Source organism: Mycobacterium sp. ITM-2016-00318 (assembly GCF_002968285.2).
GTDB lineage: Bacteria > Actinomycetota > Actinomycetes > Mycobacteriales > Mycobacteriaceae > Mycobacterium.
This window is the reverse complement of sequence record NZ_CP134400.1, coordinates 803003-820975: the sequence shown is the minus strand read 5'-3', so window position 1 is coordinate 820975 and position 17973 is coordinate 803003. Positions and strand designations below refer to the sequence as shown.

The 17973-nt window shown below is 65.5% G+C and carries 16 protein-coding genes; 6 read left to right on the top strand and 10 right to left on the bottom strand.

All coding sequences use genetic code 11. The annotated features are described in order from the left end of the window. Window positions 1-4: 4 nt before the first annotated feature. Both C6A82_RS04050 and C6A82_RS04045 read left to right on the top strand, forming a co-directional pair. Window positions 5-1510: an NAD(P)/FAD-dependent oxidoreductase gene (locus tag C6A82_RS04050; protein WP_105348245.1), complete on the top strand. Its 1506-nt coding sequence runs from the start codon at window positions 5-7 to the stop codon at window positions 1508-1510. Beyond that, the gene (locus C6A82_RS04045) at window positions 1510-2304 is read left to right on the top strand and encodes a carotenoid biosynthesis protein (protein ID WP_158261665.1); all 795 of its coding nucleotides are present in this window, start codon (window positions 1510-1512) and stop codon (window positions 2302-2304) included. Before C6A82_RS04050 ends, C6A82_RS04045 begins: the two co-directional genes overlap by 1 nt. On the opposite strand, the gene C6A82_RS04040 is transcribed toward C6A82_RS04045, so the two are convergent. From C6A82_RS04040 to C6A82_RS04025, 4 genes are all read right to left on the bottom strand, one after another. After that, the gene (locus C6A82_RS04040; protein ID WP_105348248.1) at window positions 2301-3521 is read right to left on the bottom strand and encodes a cytochrome P450; all 1221 of its coding nucleotides are present in this window, start codon (window positions 3519-3521) and stop codon (window positions 2301-2303) included. The genes C6A82_RS04045 and C6A82_RS04040 overlap by 4 nt on opposite strands. Then, the gene (locus C6A82_RS04035; protein ID WP_105348250.1) at window positions 3518-5248 is read right to left on the bottom strand and encodes an amidohydrolase family protein; all 1731 of its coding nucleotides are present in this window, start codon (window positions 5246-5248) and stop codon (window positions 3518-3520) included. Before C6A82_RS04035 ends, C6A82_RS04040 begins: the two co-directional genes overlap by 4 nt. A 9-nt stretch (window positions 5249-5257) precedes the next feature. Further along, complete coding sequence (locus C6A82_RS04030; RefSeq protein WP_105348253.1) at window positions 5258-6454, bottom strand: amidohydrolase family protein; 1197 nt, start codon at window positions 6452-6454, stop codon at window positions 5258-5260. A gap of 188 nt (window positions 6455-6642) precedes the next feature. Beyond that, window positions 6643-8106, bottom strand: a complete 1464-nt coding sequence (locus tag C6A82_RS04025) for an aldehyde dehydrogenase family protein (protein ID WP_105348254.1) — start codon at window positions 8104-8106, stop codon at window positions 6643-6645. A gap of 49 nt (window positions 8107-8155) precedes the next feature. Here C6A82_RS04025 and C6A82_RS04020 point away from each other — a divergent pair, with 49 nt between their 5' ends. The 3 genes from C6A82_RS04020 to C6A82_RS04010 all read left to right on the top strand — a co-directional run bounded on the left by C6A82_RS04020 (window position 8156) and on the right by C6A82_RS04010 (window position 11209). Further along, window positions 8156-9256 (top strand): Zn-dependent alcohol dehydrogenase, encoded by a 1101-nt coding sequence (locus C6A82_RS04020; protein WP_105348256.1) that lies wholly within the window; start codon window positions 8156-8158, stop codon window positions 9254-9256. Window positions 9257-9770: 514 nt separating this feature from the next. Further along, window positions 9771-10706 carry an alpha/beta fold hydrolase gene (locus tag C6A82_RS04015; RefSeq protein WP_199193927.1) on the top strand — a complete coding sequence of 312 codons (936 nt, stop codon included), beginning with the start codon at window positions 9771-9773 and terminating at the stop codon, window positions 10704-10706. 101 nt (window positions 10707-10807) lie between these two features. Then, window positions 10808-11209 (top strand): ester cyclase, encoded by a 402-nt coding sequence (locus C6A82_RS04010; protein ID WP_105348260.1) that lies wholly within the window; start codon window positions 10808-10810, stop codon window positions 11207-11209. A gap of 107 nt (window positions 11210-11316) precedes the next feature. Here the strand turns inward: C6A82_RS04010 and C6A82_RS04005 are convergent, their stop codons facing one another. Then, on the bottom strand, window positions 11317-11994 hold the full coding sequence (locus C6A82_RS04005; RefSeq protein ID WP_105348283.1) for a TetR/AcrR family transcriptional regulator C-terminal domain-containing protein: 678 nt from the start codon (window positions 11992-11994) through the stop codon (window positions 11317-11319). 251 nt (window positions 11995-12245) lie between these two features. Here C6A82_RS04005 and C6A82_RS04000 point away from each other — a divergent pair, with 251 nt between their 5' ends. After that, the gene (locus tag C6A82_RS04000) at window positions 12246-12554 is read left to right on the top strand and encodes a hypothetical protein (protein ID WP_105348262.1); all 309 of its coding nucleotides are present in this window, start codon (window positions 12246-12248) and stop codon (window positions 12552-12554) included. Between the two features lie 41 nt (window positions 12555-12595). Here C6A82_RS04000 and C6A82_RS03995 read toward each other — a convergent pair whose 3' ends face one another. The 5 genes from C6A82_RS03995 to C6A82_RS03975 form a co-directional block, all read right to left on the bottom strand. Further along, complete coding sequence (locus C6A82_RS03995) at window positions 12596-12976, bottom strand: hypothetical protein (RefSeq protein WP_199193928.1); 381 nt, start codon at window positions 12974-12976, stop codon at window positions 12596-12598. Between the two features lies 1 nt (window position 12977). Beyond that, entirely contained in the window at window positions 12978-14456 is a 1479-nt protein-coding gene (locus tag C6A82_RS03990; protein ID WP_105348263.1) for a glycoside hydrolase family 130 protein, read from the bottom strand. Then, window positions 14453-15472: a glycosyltransferase gene (locus C6A82_RS03985; RefSeq protein WP_105348265.1), complete on the bottom strand. Its 1020-nt coding sequence runs from the start codon at window positions 15470-15472 to the stop codon at window positions 14453-14455. Before C6A82_RS03985 ends, C6A82_RS03990 begins: the two co-directional genes overlap by 4 nt. Next, the gene (locus C6A82_RS03980; RefSeq protein WP_233217124.1) at window positions 15469-16620 is read right to left on the bottom strand and encodes a glycosyltransferase; all 1152 of its coding nucleotides are present in this window, start codon (window positions 16618-16620) and stop codon (window positions 15469-15471) included. The genes C6A82_RS03985 and C6A82_RS03980 overlap by 4 nt, the downstream gene beginning before the upstream one ends. Before the next feature lie 315 nt (window positions 16621-16935). Next, window positions 16936-17946 (bottom strand): LLM class flavin-dependent oxidoreductase, encoded by a 1011-nt coding sequence (locus tag C6A82_RS03975; RefSeq protein ID WP_105348286.1) that lies wholly within the window; start codon window positions 17944-17946, stop codon window positions 16936-16938. Between the last annotated feature and the right edge of the window lie 27 nt (window positions 17947-17973).

The window sequence follows — 17973 nt, the reverse complement described above, 5'->3', positions numbered from 1 at the left end:
ACAGATGGCGGCGAAGGTTGCCGAGCAGGTCGACGTATTGATAATCGGCGCCGGGTTTTCGGGCATCGGCGCCGCTTACCGCATACACGAACGCAACCCGCGGCTGAGCTATCTAATACTGGAACGGCGCGCGCGACTTGGCGGAACTTGGGACCTGTTCCGATATCCGGGCGTGCGTTCCGACAGCGACATCTACACACTGTGCTTTCCGTGGGAGCCGTGGACCCGGCCCGAGATGATCGCCGACGGCGACCAGATCTGGGAGTACCTGGACGAGACGGCACGCAAGCATCACATTCATGAGCACATCCGGCTCAACACCTGCGTGCGGTCCGCCGACTGGAATTCCGACACCGACACCTGGACGGTTCACACGCGAGAAAACGGGGCCGAAAAGACCTACGGGTGCAGATTCCTGTTCTTCGCGACCGGCTATTACGACTACGACAAGCCTTACCAACCGCCGATTCCCGGGATCGAGGACTTCGCCGGGGAGGTCATCCACCCGCAACACTGGCCCGAGTCCTTCGACTACGCCGGTAAGCGGATAGTGGTCATCGGCAGTGGCGCGACGGCGGTCAGTCTGGTCCCGTCGCTGGCAGAGAAGACCACGCACCTGACGATGCTGCAGCGCACGCCGTCCTACATGATCTCCGCGGTGAAAGAGGAGCCGACGGCCAATGCGCTTCGAAAAGTGTTGCCGCTGGGGCTTGCTCACTGGATCGTTCGGTGGCGCAACGCATTCGTCGCGCAGCTCATGTGGGTCACTGCACGGAAGGCGCCGGAGTTGAGCAAACGGGTGCTGCGTCGCATCGCCGAGCGCAACCTGCCGGATGACTATCCGATCGACACCCACTTCGCGCCCCCCTACGACCCGTGGGATCAGCGCCTGTGCTTCATCGTGAACGCCGACCTATACAAGGCCATCAGTGACGGTGCCGTCGAGATGGTGACCGACCGCATCGACCACATGGACGTCACCGGTATCGCACTGAAGTCGGGACGGCGCATCGACGCCGACGTGGTGATTACGGCCACCGGGCTGCGACTGCAGGCGCTCGGCGGCATCACCGTCAGCATCGACGGCGAAACAATCGACCCCCACGAGCACTTCCTGTATCGACGACACATGTTCGAGGATGTCCCGAACATGGCCTGGAGCTTCGGCTACATCAATGCATCTTGGACGCTGGGCGCCGACCTGACGGCGCGCACTGTCGCAAAACTGTTGTATTACATGAACTGTCGCGGCTACACGCACGCGTATCCGCACCTCGACGATACCGAGATGCCCGAGCAGCCGACGTTCCACCTGCAATCTGGCTACGTGAAGCGCGGTCAGCATGTTCTCCCGAAATCAGGCACAGTCAGGCCATGGAAGGTCGGCGTCAACTTCCTGGACGATGCCTTCAGACGCCGCTTCGACCGCATCGACGAGTCGATGGTGTTCGGCCGAGCCAGGTCGGACAACAGAGCCTCGACGGCTGCAGCCGGAGAGGCTCCCCGATAGTGGAACAGATCGTCGGCACCTTCGTCGGCAGGTGGTACGTCACCGCGTACGGCACGGTGTTCGTGGTGCTTGCGCTGCGCCACCTCGGCCTGAAGTGCACTGCGATATATGCGGTGATCGCAGTGGCGGTCGGCGCGCTCGCGGAGAACGGGTCTGTACATCTGGGTGTCCCCTATACCCGGTACGCCTTCAATCCGGACCTGCGTGGCCACGAGCTATGGGTCGGTGAGGTGCCGCTCATGGTGCCGCTCAGCTATACCTTCATGGCGTATTTCGCTTTCGCCGCCGCTCGACTGATCGTCGCGGGGCCTTACTGGTCCCGCTCTCGACAATCCGTTCTCGAGTATGTGCTTGCGGTGGTGCTCGCGACCTGGGCGCTGTGGATCATCGATCCCGTCAGCCGACTGGGCCGATATTTCGCACTAGGGGAGCTGTTCCGCTATGACGGGCCTGGCTTCTGGTTCGGCCTACCGCTTGGTTCGCAGGTCGGCTTTCTGTTCACATCCGGCGTCCTGATCGGCATGCTCACGTGGATGGCGCGCGATGAGCCGGCCGTTGTCGTGCCGCGCCTGCGCAACCATCCACACCTCCCGGCGTTAGTGACCTACCTGCTGCAGGTGGGAGTCATGGCGGTTGTCGCGTTTGTCGTGGCCCGCACCACAGGTGATGCGGCTGTCGCCGCAATTGCCGATGCGCTGGCCGGCGCGTCCCTCATCATCGGGATCCCCATGGCCTTGTTGACGGCGGTCTACTGGCGCTCGCTACGAAGCGCGGCCGACGATCGGCACAACTAGACCGGTGTGTATTCGACCGGCAAGGCTGCCGGTGATCGGAATGCCACGCCGTTGATCACCGGCTCCGGTGCGGTCGGGTCCAGATGCAGGTCCGGCAGCCGGTCGAGCAGAGCATTGATCGCAACCATCGTCTCCATCCGTGCCAGCGGCATCCCCAGGCACACGTGTGCGCCCGCACCAAACGTCAGATGCCCGAAGGTCTTCCGCGTCGGGTCGAACTGATCGGGATTCGGATAGTGTGCCGGGTCCCGGTTCGCCGCCGCCACACTGACACTCACGTTCGTACCCTTGGGAATCGCGATCCCGCCGAGTTCACAGTCCCGCTTGGCTACCCGCACGACCGTGCTGATCGGCGGCTCCCACCGCAGCGCCTCCTCGATTGCCCCGCGCATGATGTTCCGGTCCGACCGCACCATCTCCAGCAGCGACGGTTCGGTGAGCATGGCCACCAACAGATTCCCCGACGCCCGATACGTCGTCTCCACCCCCGCCGGCAGGATCAACAACAGGAACGCGAAGATCTCGTCGTCAGTCAGTCGTGCGCCGCCGATCTCGGACCTGGCCAGCACGCTGATCAAGTCGTCTTGGGGGGCACGCCGTCTTTCCGCCAGAATCTCGCCGAAGTACTCCTTCAGTGTGGCCGACGCGGCCACCCCGACGTCCCAGTTGTAGACCACGCTCAACAACTCGATCGACAGCTGCTGGAACCGCACATAATCCTCACGCGGAAGCCCCATCAGTCGCGCGATCACCTGCACCGGAAACGCAAACGTGAACTCCCGCACGAGATCTGCCGTACCGCGTGACGCGAACCGATCGATCAGTTCATGCACCACCACCTCGACCAGCTCGGTGCGCCACCGCTCCAGCAGCTTCGCCCGAAACAACGGCGACACCAGCGCCCGGCTCGCCCGATGCTCATCTCCTTCCTGCTCGAGCAGCGTCTTTCCCATCACCGGGCCCATAATGTGCTCGTATATCGACGACGAGAACCTGTCCGAGTCGGTCAGCACCGTCTGGCACTCGTCATAGCCGAGCACCGTCACGCCCGCCACATCGAGGTTCTGCGTCGAGGTCTCGAAGATCGGACTGCCGACCATCACCCGATGCTTCTCCCGCGCGGTGCGCAGCTTCTCGTGCACGTCCTCGACCGCCATCAGCAGACCGTCCTGCAACTTGGCCGGATCGAACTGCGCCAGCGGCGCCCGGTTGGTCATGACGCGGTCACCGTCTCGGTATCGCGGCCCGATCGCAGAACAGTGCCCGGCATCGCACCGGTTGCCATGCCGTCGTGGCATACCTCGACACCACCCACCCAAACCGAGGTTATTCCTCTCGCATCGGCGACCAAACGCGGTGCGCCTGCAGGCAAGTCGTAGCGGGTGCGCTCCGGCCCGTGGTCAACGGTCGCCGGGTCGAACATCACCAAGTCGGCGTGCCAGCCGGGCGTGATCCTGCCGCGGTCCTTCAACCCGTACAGCCGCGCGGGCACGTCGGTGATCAGCCGCACCGCCTCCTCCAGCGAAACCACCTGGTGCTCGCGCACACCGTGGCCGAGCAGCGATGTCGTGTAAATCGCCCCGCACATCATGTCGAGATGCGCGCCCGCGTCCGACCCGCCGATTACCGCATCCCGATTTCGCCACACCTCGGCGCGCGCCTTCCAGTCGGCTTCGTCGTCACCGAACGGCCGCGGCGAGAGCCCAGTGCGCAGCTCGTCGGCGATCACGATGTCCAGCAGCGCGTCGAATGGATCTTTTCCACGGGCGGCCGCGACGTCGCCGACCGTGCGGCCCGTCGCGTCGTTGTTCTGACCGGCGAACGTTTCGACGATGATCAGTCGCTCCCAATTGGCAAGACCGCGAAGGATGCCCGCCTCTTCCGAGTGGGCGCCCTCGTTGAGGCGGCGCCGCACCTCGGGATCGGCGAGAGCCTTTAGCCGGTCGGCCACCGGCAGGTGCATCGTCTCGCGCCAGCCCGGCAGCCCGTCGAGCACGAAGCCGGACAGGAAGGACAGCCGGATCTTCATCGAATGCGGCAATGTGAGCGCCACGACGCGCCCTCCGCGTTCCGCCGCGACTCGGCCCGCGCGCAACTGCTTTTCGTGGCCTTCCGGATTGGCAGCCGAGACACCCAGTACGTTCCAGTTCAGCGGCCGGTCGGCGACCTTCGACATTCCGGTGAGCAGGTCGATGTCGTCGTCGGTGAAGCCGGACAGACAACCCGGGATGATCGCCTCGAGCTGAGTGCCCGGGTGTGCGCGGACCGCTGCCGCCAACGCCAGCAGCTCCTCGCGTGACGCGCTGCGCGACGGCACCGGCTGCCCCGAGCCGTCGTTGTGGGTGTTCGACTGCGACGTCGACAACCCCAGCGCCCCGTCGGCCAACGCAGCACCAAGGATTGTGGCCATCTTCTCGATCTGCTGCGGGGACGCGTCGCCACCTACTGCGTCGTCGCCCATAGCCGCCAAGCGAATAGCACTGTGGCCCACCAGGAAGCCGGCGTTGACGGCGGTGCGGCCTTCCAGTCGTGCCAGCCAGTCGCCGAAGGACGACCACTGCCAATCGAGGCCGGCACGCAACGCTTCGAGCGGCATGCCCTCGACGCGCGCCAGCATTCGCGTCAGGTAATCCCGGTGGCCGGGTTCCGCCGGTGCCAGCGTGAAACCGCAGTTGCCGCCGAATACCGTGGTGACGCCGTGCTGCACCGATGGGCTGGCGGTCGGATCCCAGAACAGCTGGGCGTCGTAGTGGGTATGCAGGTCGACGAAGCCGGGTGCGAGCGTCTGCCCCTCCGCGTCGATCGTTTTCGTCGCCTGCTCGTCGACATGCCTTTTACTGCCGACCGCAACGATGCGCCCGTCGCGCACGCCGATGTCACCATGTCGGGCGGGTGCGCCGGTGCCGTCGACGATCTGAGCATCTCGGATCAGCAGATCTAACAAAGCGGACTCCTATGCTGCGCCGTTCTGAGCCAGCCATCCCTTGTCTGGCAACGGGTGGCGGAACAGCTCTGCGGCGTTGCGGTGGGTGATGCGGGCCGCGTCCTCGGCCGACAGCTTCGCCACGTTGCGCGCGACGACACGCTGGGTGTCGGGCCACGTCGAGTCGGCGTGCGGGTAGTCGCTCTCGATGAGAATGCGCTCGGCGCCGATCGCATCGAGCGTGCCGAATGCGGTCGGGTCGTCGATCGAGCAGAACCAGAAGTTGCGCCGCAGCACCTCGCTGGGCAGCAGGTCACCCTTCCACGATCCGCCCTCGGCGCCCGATGCGGAGTGGGCGAGGACGAAGTCGGCGCGGTCGGCGAGCATCGCCACCCAGCCGAGGCCGCCCTCGTCGAGCGTGATGTTGAGCTTCGGGAAGCGCACGGGGATGCCCGACCACAACCAATCCGCCGTCGCGACAAGGGCATTCACGGGGAACAGCGTGGTGATGGTCTCGAACGGGGTGTCCGGCGCGGGGATCGGTGCCCACTGCGCAGAGCCGGTGTGCAGACAGATAACGGTATCGGTCTCCTCGCACGCGGCCAGGAACGGATCCCAGACCCCGGTGTGCAGACTGGGCAGGCCGCACTGGGCGGGCAGCTCTGGGAAGCTCACGGCCTTGAAGCCGCGCTCGGCGTTGCGGCGCAGCTCCTCGGCGGCCAGCCGCGGGTCGGCCAACCAGGGCAGCTGCAGGGGGATGATCCGGTCGGGGTAGGCGCCGGCCCACACCTCGAGGTGCCAGTCGTTCCAGGCCCGTAGCACCGCGAGTCCCAATTCGGGGTCGTCGCTCTTCCAGAACACTGTGCCGGCGAACCCAGCGATCAGCGAAGGGAAGTTCAGCGATGCCCAGATCCCGGCGAGGTCCATGTCAGCGATCCGCGCATCGATGTCCCAACAGCCGCGGCGCATTTCGTCGAACCGCGCGGGCTCCATGCTCCATTCGTCCTTGGGCCGCCCGATGACTGCGTTGAGGCCGATGTTCGGGTACGTGCGACCCTCGTACTGCCACGCCTGGCTGCCGTCGGTTTCGACGATCTTCGGCGCCCGGTCGGCTAGCTTTTCGGGGAGACGGCCCTCGAACATGTCGGGTGGCTCGATGACGTGGTCGTCCACCGAGATGAGGATGTGCTGTCGCTCCCGTGGCGTCGGGTCGGGCAGCAGCGCCATACCTGTCGACTATCGTCGCTTTCAGCCCACTGTCAATGCTATTTGTGCAAAAAAAGCCAGTATCAGGTAGCAGCTGTCTCGCAGTTGGCCAGCGACCTGCTGCGGCGCCGGCCGGGGGTGCGGCGAAATCTGCGCCAGGGTCGTGAATCGCCAGTTCCAGCAGCCCGCATGCAGAACTCGCTCACGCCTCAAGGTGGCGGCTGCCGGACATAACCCCTTGCCTGGGTGAACGCCCTGATCCCGTCGACACCCAACTCGCGTCCGAGGCCCGACTGCCCAACCCCACCGAAGGGGACACGCGGGTCCTGCGCCGCCATTCCGTGGCAGTTGACGCTGACCGTGCCTGCAACGAGCTGCCGTGTCACCTTGTCCGCAAGTGCGTCGTCACTCGTCCATACCGACGCGGTCAAGCCGAACTCAGTTGCGTTCGCCGCACCCACAGCGTCGTCAATCTCGTCGTAGCCGAGGATCGGCAACACCGGGCCGAACTGCTCCTCGCGCGCCAACGCCGAATCCTGCACCACATCGGTTACAACGGTCGGCGATACGAAGTAACCGCCCGCGTCGGCGTCCTCGGCGCGGATCCGTCCCGCGGTCCGCACTGTCGCCCCTTGTGCTGCTGCATCTTTCAGCATCCTTCCAACCCTGTCGCGCCCAGCCGCGGTGTGCAGCGGTCCGAGCGTCGTTTCGTCCGCCAATCCGTCGCCGATGACTTCCCGCTCGCAGCGCGCCAGCACCGCCTCCGACAATTCATTGACTCGATCGCGCGGCGCGTACAGCCGCTTGATCGCCATGCACACCTGTCCGCCCGTTGTGTACGTCGCCGCGACCAGCCGCTCGACAAGCCCGTCGCTGATCGGCATGTCCGGCGCAATGATCGCCGCGTCGTTGCCGCCGAGCTCCAACAACACCGGCGTCAGCCGCTGTGCCGCCGCCGCCATCACCGCGCGGCCCGTCGCCGGGCCACCCGTCAACGAGATCACGTCGATGCCCGGATGCGTCACCAACGCCTGTGCCAGCTCGATACCGGGCGCCGACAGCACATTCACCAAACCCGGTGGCAGCGCCGCCGCGAACGGCGCCCCGAACTGCAGCGCGGTCAGCGGAACCGTCGGCGGCAGCTTGACCACCGCTGTATTACCCGCGACCAGCGCCGACGCCAGTTTCGTCATCATCACCGCAAGCGGCCAGTTGAACGGAATCACGAGGGCCGCAACGCCGTACGGCTCCCGGTGCAATTGCGGATACGGCGCCTGCGGGTCAATCTGTTCGGGCGTCAGCGCCGCCTCCGCCATCGACCCGATGATCGCCGCGAGCATCGGCGCGGTGTCGAGCTCGAAGCGCGCTTCCGACAACACCTTGCCGTGTTCGCGCGTGTATAGCCGAGCGCCGTCGCGCTCCCTCAGCTGGTCGCCGGCCGTCGTCGCCGCCGCCAGGATCTTGGCGACCCGCTCCCCGACATCCAACGCCCGCCAGGCCGGCGCCGCTTCACGCGCCGCTCCCACCGCCGCGTCGAGTTGGGCACGGTCGGCAGCGGGGGCCTCGCCGACGATCTCGGCTGGTCTGGCGGGGTTGTGCACGGGATAGCTGCCCGCGGCGCCGGGTTGCGGCTGGCCGCCGATCGTGATTGTCGCCAGGGTTGATGTCGTCATCGCAGGTCCCCCTTGACCTGATGGTGTCGTCTCGCCATCGTAAGACCGTATGAGGGCGGCCGTATTGCGTGAGGTCGGCAAGCCCGCCGCGGTCGAAGACCTGACACTCCGGCCAGTCGGCAGCCACGAGGTCAAGGTGCAGCTGGCGGCCAGCGGCGTCTGCCACACCGACCTGTCGGTGCGGGACGGCGGCATGCCGGCCCTTCTGCCGTGCACCCTCGGTCACGAAGGCGCAGGCATCGTCACCGAGGTCGGCGCCGACGTGATGACCGTCCACCCCGGCGACCACGTCGTGATCACCTGGAATGTCCCATGCCGAACATGCCCCGACTGTCTGCGCGGCGACTCGCACCTATGCCCGAGCGGGCTCACACACGCCTTCGGCGAGCCGTACGCCTCCAGCGCCGACGGAGGCGTGTGGCCGTCAATGGGCGCGGGGACGTTAGCCGAAGAGACGTTGGTGCCCGCTGCGGCGGTCGTCAACGTGGATTCGTCGCTGCCGCTCGACATCGCCGCCCTGCTGGGTTGCGCAGTGACGACCGGCGTCGGCGCGGTGATGCGCACCGCAGTCGTCCGTCCCGGTGAGAGTGTGCTCGTAATCGGTTGCGGTGGTGTGGGTTTAGCGGCAATGCAGGGCGCCCGGCTCGCCGGGGCAGCGCGCATCATCGCCGCCGACACCGTGGCTGGTCAGCTTTCTACCGCGGCAGCCAACGGCGCGACCGACACCATCGATGCGAGCGACGTCGATCTCGTCACCGCGGTCCGCGAGCTCACTGGTCACCAAGGGGTTGACCACGGAATCGAGGTCGTCGGCAAGCCAGCGACAATCCGCGCCGCGTACGACGCCACGCGCCGCGGCGGCACGGTCACACTTGTCGGCGCTGCCGCGATCGAGGAAACAGTCACGTTCAACGCGCTCTCATTGATGGCTGACGGCAAGACGATCCGCGGCAGTGTCTATGGCGCAAGCGATGCCGCGCGCGACATCCCGGTCCTCGCCGAGCTGGCTCTTCGCGGACGACTCGATCTGGAGGCCCTGGTCACGCAGCGTGTCGGTATTGATGACGTGGAAAAGGCGTTCACGGAAATGGTTTCTGGTCATGGGGCACGCAGCGTGGTCTGCTTCGGCGCGGTTACCGGCGGGCGATGAGGGCGGCGATTGCACCTCAGGGGTGCTCGATCGGCGCCGTCCCGGCAGCGACAAACGCTTTGCTTTGGGAAAAGAATATTCACGGCTACGCTATTCAGCCGCAGTTATCCTTTATCGGATAGTTACGCAATATCCCGAAGAATTGCGGTAGCGTTCTCCGCTATTGCCGATACGGCGCTACATGGGGGAACTTAATGGCATTTCCGTGGGAATTGAATCTCGAACGGCCATATCGTGAGAAGCGGTCCTTTCACGAGGAACTAGTCCGGCGCGACTCGATCGACTCGGGACTCGGCGGCTCTGCTACGACACCCGACGGATTTCCGGCGGACAGCGAAACTCGGGACGACACCGCGACGGCTCAGAGCAGTGGAAACCGGGCAAGAGCGAGCCGGGGCCGCTGACGATGGCCCGAAGCCATCTCAGGCTCGTCGGGGGCAGCAGGCCGCTAACGGCAGCTCCAGTTACCCCGATATCCCCCGTGAGAGCGTTTGCCAAGCACGATCCTGAGTCGATGCGGATGACCAACCCGATGCGGCACCCCTTCGGCGTACCTCGCGTCGAGAAGCCGCGCGCCGAGGGCCGTTTCTACCTGCCCGACGGCCGCCGTCTTGGATTCGCCGAATTCGGCGATCCGTCGGGCGATCCAGTGCTGTGGTTCCACGGCACACCCGGCGGGCGCCGGCAATTTCCACTGATCGGCCGTCGCGCCGCCGAAAACCTCGGCTTGCGCGTCGTGGTGGTGGGCCGGCCGGGTAGCGGTTTGTCCGACCCTCATCCTTATGAGTCGGTGGCCGACTGGGCGAGAGACGTCGCACATGTTGCCGATGCCCTCGGCGCCGAGCGACTCGGCGTCGTCGGCCTCTCCGGCGGCGGGCCGTACGCCTTGGCCTGTGCCGCGGCGCCCGCTCTGGCAGGCCGCGTCGCAGCAGTGGCTGTCCTTGGGGGCGTCGTCCCCTCCGTCGGCCCCGACGCGCTCGCAACCGGCGCCATCGAACTGGCCCGCCGCTTCGCCCCGCTCTTGAGCGAACTGCGCCGTCCCCTCGCCGGGGCAGTGTCCGTGCTGATGACGCCCCTGCTCCCGTTCGCGCACTATGCCTGTCAGGTCTATGCGATGACCACTCCGGCGGGTGACCGCCGGGTACTTCGCGACCCCGAGATGGAGGGGATGTTCATCGACGACATCGTCCTGGTCGCCAAGGGCCGCTTCCAGGCCATCGTCGATGATGCCCGGCTTTTCGGTCGCGACTGGGGCTTCCGGCTGGCGGACGTGAAGGCGCCGGTGCGGTGGTGGCACGGCGACGCCGACAACATCGTGCCGCTGCGGGACGCGCAAGCGGCTGTCGATCTCCTGCCTGATGCCGAACTATTCCTGCGCACCGAGGAGAGCCACCTCGGCGGCTTCGCGACCGCGGACGAGGTTCTTGCCTTCATTCGATCACACCTCTAGTGCACAACGGCAAGCCAAGAAATACATTGCCGTACAACAAGATCGCTCTTATTTTCGTCGAAAGGCCTGCGGCAGCGCGACGAGGGTGAGATGGTGCGAACATGCGATCAACGGAGATTGTCAACGCGTTCTGGGACGAGGTCTGGAACGCTCACGCACCCGATGCCGTCGAGAAGTTCGTGACCGACGACATCGTCGTCGAGGCGGGCGGCCAGAAGATTTCTGGCAAGGCCGACGTCAAGAACTGGGTCACGGACTTCGTCGACCACGTCGACGAACTGCATGTCGACACCATCGAGGCATTCCAGAACGACGACGGCAGCCGCGTCACCTCCCGGTGGGTGTTGACCGGGTCGAACAATGGCATCCTCGGCACCGAACCCAACGGCAAGCCCATCGCGATGACCGGCACCGCGGTATGGACGGTGGACGACGGAAAGCTGACGAAGGGTTCGGTCGAACAGGCCTCGTTCGAGCTCTACCACTGGCTGCTCGCCAAATAATCCCCGCGGTGTCAGCCGGCCAAGGCCGCGAGTAGACCATTCAGGTGCGAAAGTCGGCCCCGCGCGACGATCTTCGTGACTCGCAGCGAGTTGTCTTTCTTAGTCCGTCACTTCCGTTGACTCGCCCGCGATGACACGTCCGGCGTCGTCAGTGTCGCCGTCAGACCGAAGAACAACAGATCAAGGCCGCGGTCGAGCTCGGCCTCACCGTCGTAGGACGCCAGCATCGGCGCCAGGGCGCGCACCTGCGGGAACTCGGTGACCTCCAGTCGATGCAAGCCCAGGCGCAACACGTCGTCGGTCTCCTCCGGTCGCTCGATCACCTCTTGCAGCTCGTCGAGGATGTGGCCGTGCAGAAAGCCGAAGAGCACCCGGTAGATGTGCAGGGCATCCGCCCCGCTGAAGCCTGCGGACGTGAGCAGGGCGACGACATCCTCGAGGGGCCGCAACATCCCCGGCGGCCGCTGACCCAGAGGAGTCGCCAACGGCCGAGTCACCAACAACGGCACTGCGTTCGGGTGTGTGACGGCCAGTCGGCGGAACTCGTGGGCAATGGCGCGCAACTGACCGGCCCAGTCCGGATCAGCCGTGTCCACACGCAGTTGCCCGAGCAGGATCTCCGCGACTCCGTCGAGCAGCGCTGCCTTGTTCGGCACGTGTCGATACAGCACGGTCGGATCCCGACCCACCGCCTCACTGAGGCGACGCATGGACAAGCCGTCGACGCCGTCCCTGTCGATAACCGTGAGCGCCGCCCGCAGGATCGTCGACCGGTTGATCGCCATATTTTGCAGCACTTCCGTTCGGTCCTGAACAGCACCGACATCGTACGTCAACAGCACCTGTCAACAGTGTTGACAGAACACCGAAACAAGCGTGTACTGGAGGTCTGGTTCGCGAGCAGTGCAGGGGCGGCCCACTCACCGACCGAAAACATGCGTGTCCGGATACATCCCTCGGGAGGAACCGGCGCGATGTTCCACTTTCGGATCATGGCCGGTGTGGTGGCGCCGCTCCACAAATTTGAGAGGCCGGGATGGCCACCAACACAACCGCTTTGATCGTCGTCGCGGCAATGGCCGCACTTGTCCTCATCGGCGTGCTCGTCGTCGTGGTGCGGAAGACGCGCCCGGGACGGCGCGATAACAGAGGTGCGGCGATCGCAGATGAGCACGCGGTGCAACTCCGGCGGGAACTGCTTGCCCATGAGTCCGCTGCGAGGGCCCAAGCGGCCATGGTCGAGATCCAAAACAGCCTGCGGCATCACGACACGTCCTATCGAAGCGAAGCGGTCACCTCACACGATCAACTGAACGAGGGACGCGTTCACCGACTCGCCGGATGACGGGCGGCTGTGTGACCGTCAGAGCCGCCGACGCGGAGTGATCAGCCCGGTCGCCGAATAGAGGATTGCCGAAGTCGGCGGTTGTTCATGGGTTCTTTCATCGACTTCCGGTGATCGAGTTGGCGGATCAGCTCACGTTTGGCTTCGGAGAGCGCGTGGTCGATGTCCGGGTTCTCAGCCACCGCTATCAGCGGCTGATGGGCAGGCAGGGTGGTGCGCAATGTGACCCGCTGCTCCTTGCCGTCGCGGTCCTGCAGGGAGACATCGACGACGACATCACTGGGGTCCCACTTTCCCAGGTGAGGCCCAAGAGCCGACAACACCTCGACGACATGCGCCCGTTCTCTCGCCACAAAGCCGCTGCCGACATGGATCGAGTTCTCCCGAAAAGCTTTTCGCTGTCGGTCATCCTGTGTTGCCATTTCAACTCCTCAACTCGGCAAGTAGTCCATTCAGCGGCACGGTCGCGATACCGATGGCCGCGTCTGCTATTCCGTACGGAATCACCAAGGTCCCGGCGTGCACCAGTGCACCGCACGAATACACGACATTCGGAACGTAGCCGTCCTGCTCGTCATCGGCCGGGCTCAGCAGTGGCCGTCGCAGTCGACCGATGATGCGGGTCGGCTCGTCGAGATCCAACAGAATCGCCCCGATCCGGTAGGTCCGCATCGGCCCGACCCCATGGGTGAGCACCAGCCACCCCGCCTCGGTTTCGATGGGCGGTCCACAATTGCCGAGCTGCAACGTCTCCCACGCTTCAGTGGGTTGCTGGCAGGGTGCGGCGCTAGGCCAGTCGAACGGAACATCGGCAAAGGCAACCGAATTCGATTCACGATCCGACCTCGACATGGCGGCGAAACGTCCGCCGATGCGACGCGGGAACAGCGCTACGCCCTTGTTGGCCGCCGCGCTACCGACCATCGGCGTCGAGGTGAACGACCGGAAGTCAGTAGTCTTCAGAAGCTGCTGGCTGATGACCGACCCGCTATAGGCTGTGTAGGTGGCGTAGAACGTGACCGACCCGTCGTCGTCGACGAAGCGAACGAAGCGCGCGTCCTCCATGCCTGCCGCCTCGGCGCCGATCGTCGGGTGCAGCACCCGTTCGGAAAGCGGTAGATCTGCCGGGAATTCGACTGCATAGAAACGTTCAGCGACGGTCCGAATCACTGAAATAGTCTGCTGTGCACGGCCTCGGGTACTCATATGTGTCTGCAGCGTAAGGAGTTGCTCGTCGAGGTCGGCCATGGTGAATTGCTCGCCGAGGGCATCGAGGACGTAGTCGGCAGCCTCGCCTGCGTCGCGATGCCGTGCGAGCTCACTGCGGAAAGCGGCGGCGTCGAGCAGCGTCGTCCCGACGGACCCGGCGGAGGCGAAACGAGTCGGAGTGTGGACCGTGACACCGCCCTCGGCGTCGACGACGCCCGTCCGGAATCCGATCGATGACCGATGTCCTTCGCCGATGCCCCGTACGCTCATGACGAACCGCAGGCTGCCCGCTGCGATATCCGCTTGGTCCGGGTGCGCGACGATGCTTGGATTGCACAATGCCGCCGCCTCGATGGCGTATTCACTGGTGAATGTGGCTCCCAGCAACAACACTCGAGCCGGTGACAGTCGGGCACCGGCCTTCAGACGATCGGAGAGTTCGTCGGCGTGCCTGCGGAAGGTGCCGACCAGATCGCGGTGCCGGCCATCGAAGCGCCGAACAACATCGTCCAATGACAGCTCAACTTCGTCCTCGTCGAGGGCAAGGATGCGTCTCAGCACTGCTCCGGCTCGGGAGTCCCGGCGCTCGAACCCTTCCTGTCCGGGTACGAAAAGCCGGGTGATCACCCTCGACGGATCCGCCGCGAGCCTCTGCGGGCTTCGGGTGACGAGTCCGGTCTGCACCGAAGTCATTGCGACACAACGGAGAACCGGCGAGCGTGCTGCATCGTCGCCAGGACAGCCAGCGTCGACTCCGCGCCCTGGTTCTGGTTCACCCCGTCGACGAGAAGCCCGTCGAACCCGCCGCCCGTCTCCGGATCCCACATGAGCTGCCCGATGTCGTTGGCACCCTGGAACCAGGCGGCAGCGGCCGAGACGCCATCGGGCCACCTCGCGGCTGCGTCGACGGTCGCGGCACGCGCGCACGCATCCGCCAGCGCGGCCACCTCGATCGGCTGCTGGTCGAAAGCCGGCTTGACGTCGCCTGGCCCGCTGCCTCCCACCGGGGTAGGCGACAGATGGCCGTCTATCGTCTCGTAGTCGATCAGCCAACCCAACAGATCCAAGCCACGCTGCTGCAAGGCCATGTCGTCGAGCGCAGATCCCGCGGCGATCATCGCCTCGGCCAGCACCGCGTTCGAGTAGGCGAGCCGCGGCTCAGGCCACGGCCACGAGCTGTCAGCGGCGGGTGGGTTGTGCGAACGGGCATAGTCGGCGATCAGCTTTCGCGCCGCCTGGTGCTCCGGGTCGACGGCGAGAAGCTCGGCTGCTCCCAATGCGGCGAACGCCATTGCGCGCGCCGACGTCGACCGTGTCTGCGCGGCGCGGCCGAACTGGATCACCGCCAGCTTCTGGACAAGACCCACGCCACTGTGAGCGGCGGCCGTGCCGAGACCCCAGAGGCACCTGCCCCAGTGGTCGCCGGTGTTCGGCTGGTCGGTCCACCGGCTGTAGCGGTCCATGCGGTTACGGCATGCACCGTCGTAGGCCTGCGCCTCGTTCAAGAACCGCACCGCTAGCCCCGCGAGGCCGTTCACCGCGCCTTCGGCGTCCGGTTCTCTGGTTGCCACGACAAGGACGCGGGCCATGTCGTCGGTGCAGTAGCCGTGATCGGGCCTGGGCTCGGTGAACAACGCATGCTCGAAGGTGCCGTTACGGTCTGTCAGGCGCAGCAGGTGGTCGAAGTTCGCAGGTGCCTCGGTGGTCATACCAGTGCCCGCCGCTCGTCGAGGAGTCGATTCGCCAGACCCACGTAGGCGTTCGCCACGACCGGCCACGCCATCTCCGGCGCCAGTCGACGGGCTTCGGCAGCCATGGAGCCGGCGAGACGCGGCTGTGTCAGCACTTGGCGCAGGGCCACCGCCATGGCGTCCGGATCGTCGTGGTCGACAACGATGCCCGCTCCTGTCCCGAGGAGCTCGACGGCATGGGGAAACGCGGTAGCCACGACGGGCCTGCCACACGCGATCGCGTCGACGAGAACACCAGAGGTGACCTGATCGGTGGAGTCGTAGGGCAGCACGACAACCGAGGAGGACTGGATGAGGGCGGGCAATTGCGACGCGGCCCAGTAGCGGGCGTCGAAGGCGACCGAATCCGCAACGCCGCCGCGGCGGGCTTGCTCTTTTCGGGCGTCGCGATAGGACTCACCGTCACCTGCAAGGACCTTCGGGTGCGTCTGTCCGGCGACCAGATAGCGCGGCCTACCAGGCAGATCCTTCAGCGAAGTCATCGAGTCGATCACCCGCTCGACACCCTTCCCGGGGCCGAGCAACCCCCACGTCAGCAGGGTGGGCCTGCTCGGACGCTTCGGGGCAGCGCCGGGCGGGACGGCTGCGCCGTGTGGGATCGTGACGACCTTGCGGCGGTTCACGTCGAACCCGGAACAGAGGCGCTGCCGTGCGGCCTCCGACATCACCACCACGCAATCCGCGGTTGCTGCGATCGCTTCCAAAACCGAACGCTGGTGCGGCGTCGGGTGTTTGAGAACTGTGTGGGCGACGATGATCGATGGCACACGCAGACCATCGACGACGTCCACGACGTCGTCTCCATCGACGCCGCCATAGATTCCGTACTCGTGCTGAACGACAGCGACATCGTTCTGGTTCAGAATTTCGCATGCCGCTGCGATCGATGCCGCCGAACCCCTCACCAGCTCACCGACGACGCGATCGCGGGATGAGCGACCGCCGTCGGCCACCCGCACGACACTCACCGCGGCGCCGTGCGCGGTCAACGCGTCCGACAGTGCCGCTGTGAATGTCGCAAGCCCGCAATGCGTCGGCGCATAGGTGCTGAGGATTCCGACCCGGAGACTTCGAGAAACGCGATGCGCCTCAAGGGGATCGAGGATCGACGTGTAGGGAGATGTGGATGGAGAAAAGGTTGGAGCGCTCAAGGTGAATCCGATTTGACGGTTGCTACCTGCGTGTCCGGCATGAGCGGTTGCTCGGCGATAAGCGGAAGACGGCGAATGCATTCCGGACTGACTGGATTACCAACTGCTTCAACGATACACCTAGCGAGCTGCGGCGACGTCGGCGGTGGTCGGCACGGAAGCCAACGGGACGCCTGTCGCGATGACCGGCACCGCCGTCTGGACACGGTCAGTCAGAAACGCCCAAGTCGTTCCGCGGCACCTTTCCGGCCGGATTGCGCTTGCGACGGCTCACACGTTGGCGACGATATCGAGCAGTCGTTCGAGCGTCGCCAGCTGGCGCTGGTTGTTGCCCTCCAATTTTGTCAGCAGCGTCGTTATCCCCGCCGCCGTGTACTTCCGTACGCGTGCGGCGATGCCCTCAGGTGTGCCAAGGAGATTCGTGAGGCGGCCGAGGTCGATCGGCACTGCTCGGCGGGCCTCGTCTCGTTCACCGTTATGCCAGAGTTTTGCGACCGTGCTGACTTCTGCGCCGTAACCCAATCGGGCGAACGCCTCGTTATAGAAGTTGCGGCCATTTGTGCCCATCGCCCCGATGGTGAACGCGTATCCGTCGGCATGGCGGCGCGCCGCAGCATCGGCGGATGCTTCGTCGTCGTGAAATTCGACCGCGACCGGCGCAACAAGATCGAGGTCGGACAACGCGCGGCCGGCGCGCGCTGCCCCTTCGCGCAGGGGACCCAGAAACACTTCTGCGGCTTCGGGTATGAACGCGTTGCCCAGCCAGCCGTCAGCCATCTCGCCGGTGAGCCGCAGGTTTCGTGGGCCCATTGCCGCCACATAGACCGGCACATGCTGCGGTCGCACCTGAGGCCGCAACGCAGCACCGCTGCTGTCCGGCAGCGGAAGCGGATAGATCGCGCCTTGATGTTCGAGCCGGTCTCCGCGGCTGACGGTCCGAACGATCTCGATGGTCTCTTTAGTGGTCTCTACCGGCCTGCGAAATCGAACACCATGCCACCCCTCCATCACCCGGGGTCCAGATGTACCAACGCCCAGCAGAAACCTGCCGCCCGACAGTTCCTGCAGGCTGAGCGCGGAGGTCGCAAGCAGTGCGGGACTGCGCGAACCCAGCTGGACCACGAACGTTCCCAGTTTGATCGTCGACGTCTTGGCCGCCAGGTATGCCAGTCCTGTCAGCGCGTCATACCCCCAAACCTCCGGCACCCACAGGGAATCGACCCCGATCCCCTCGGCTGCCACGGCGAAGTCCGCTGCGCCCGGCAGACGAGGCTCGATCATCGTTCCAACCTTCACCTCGTGCCCCGC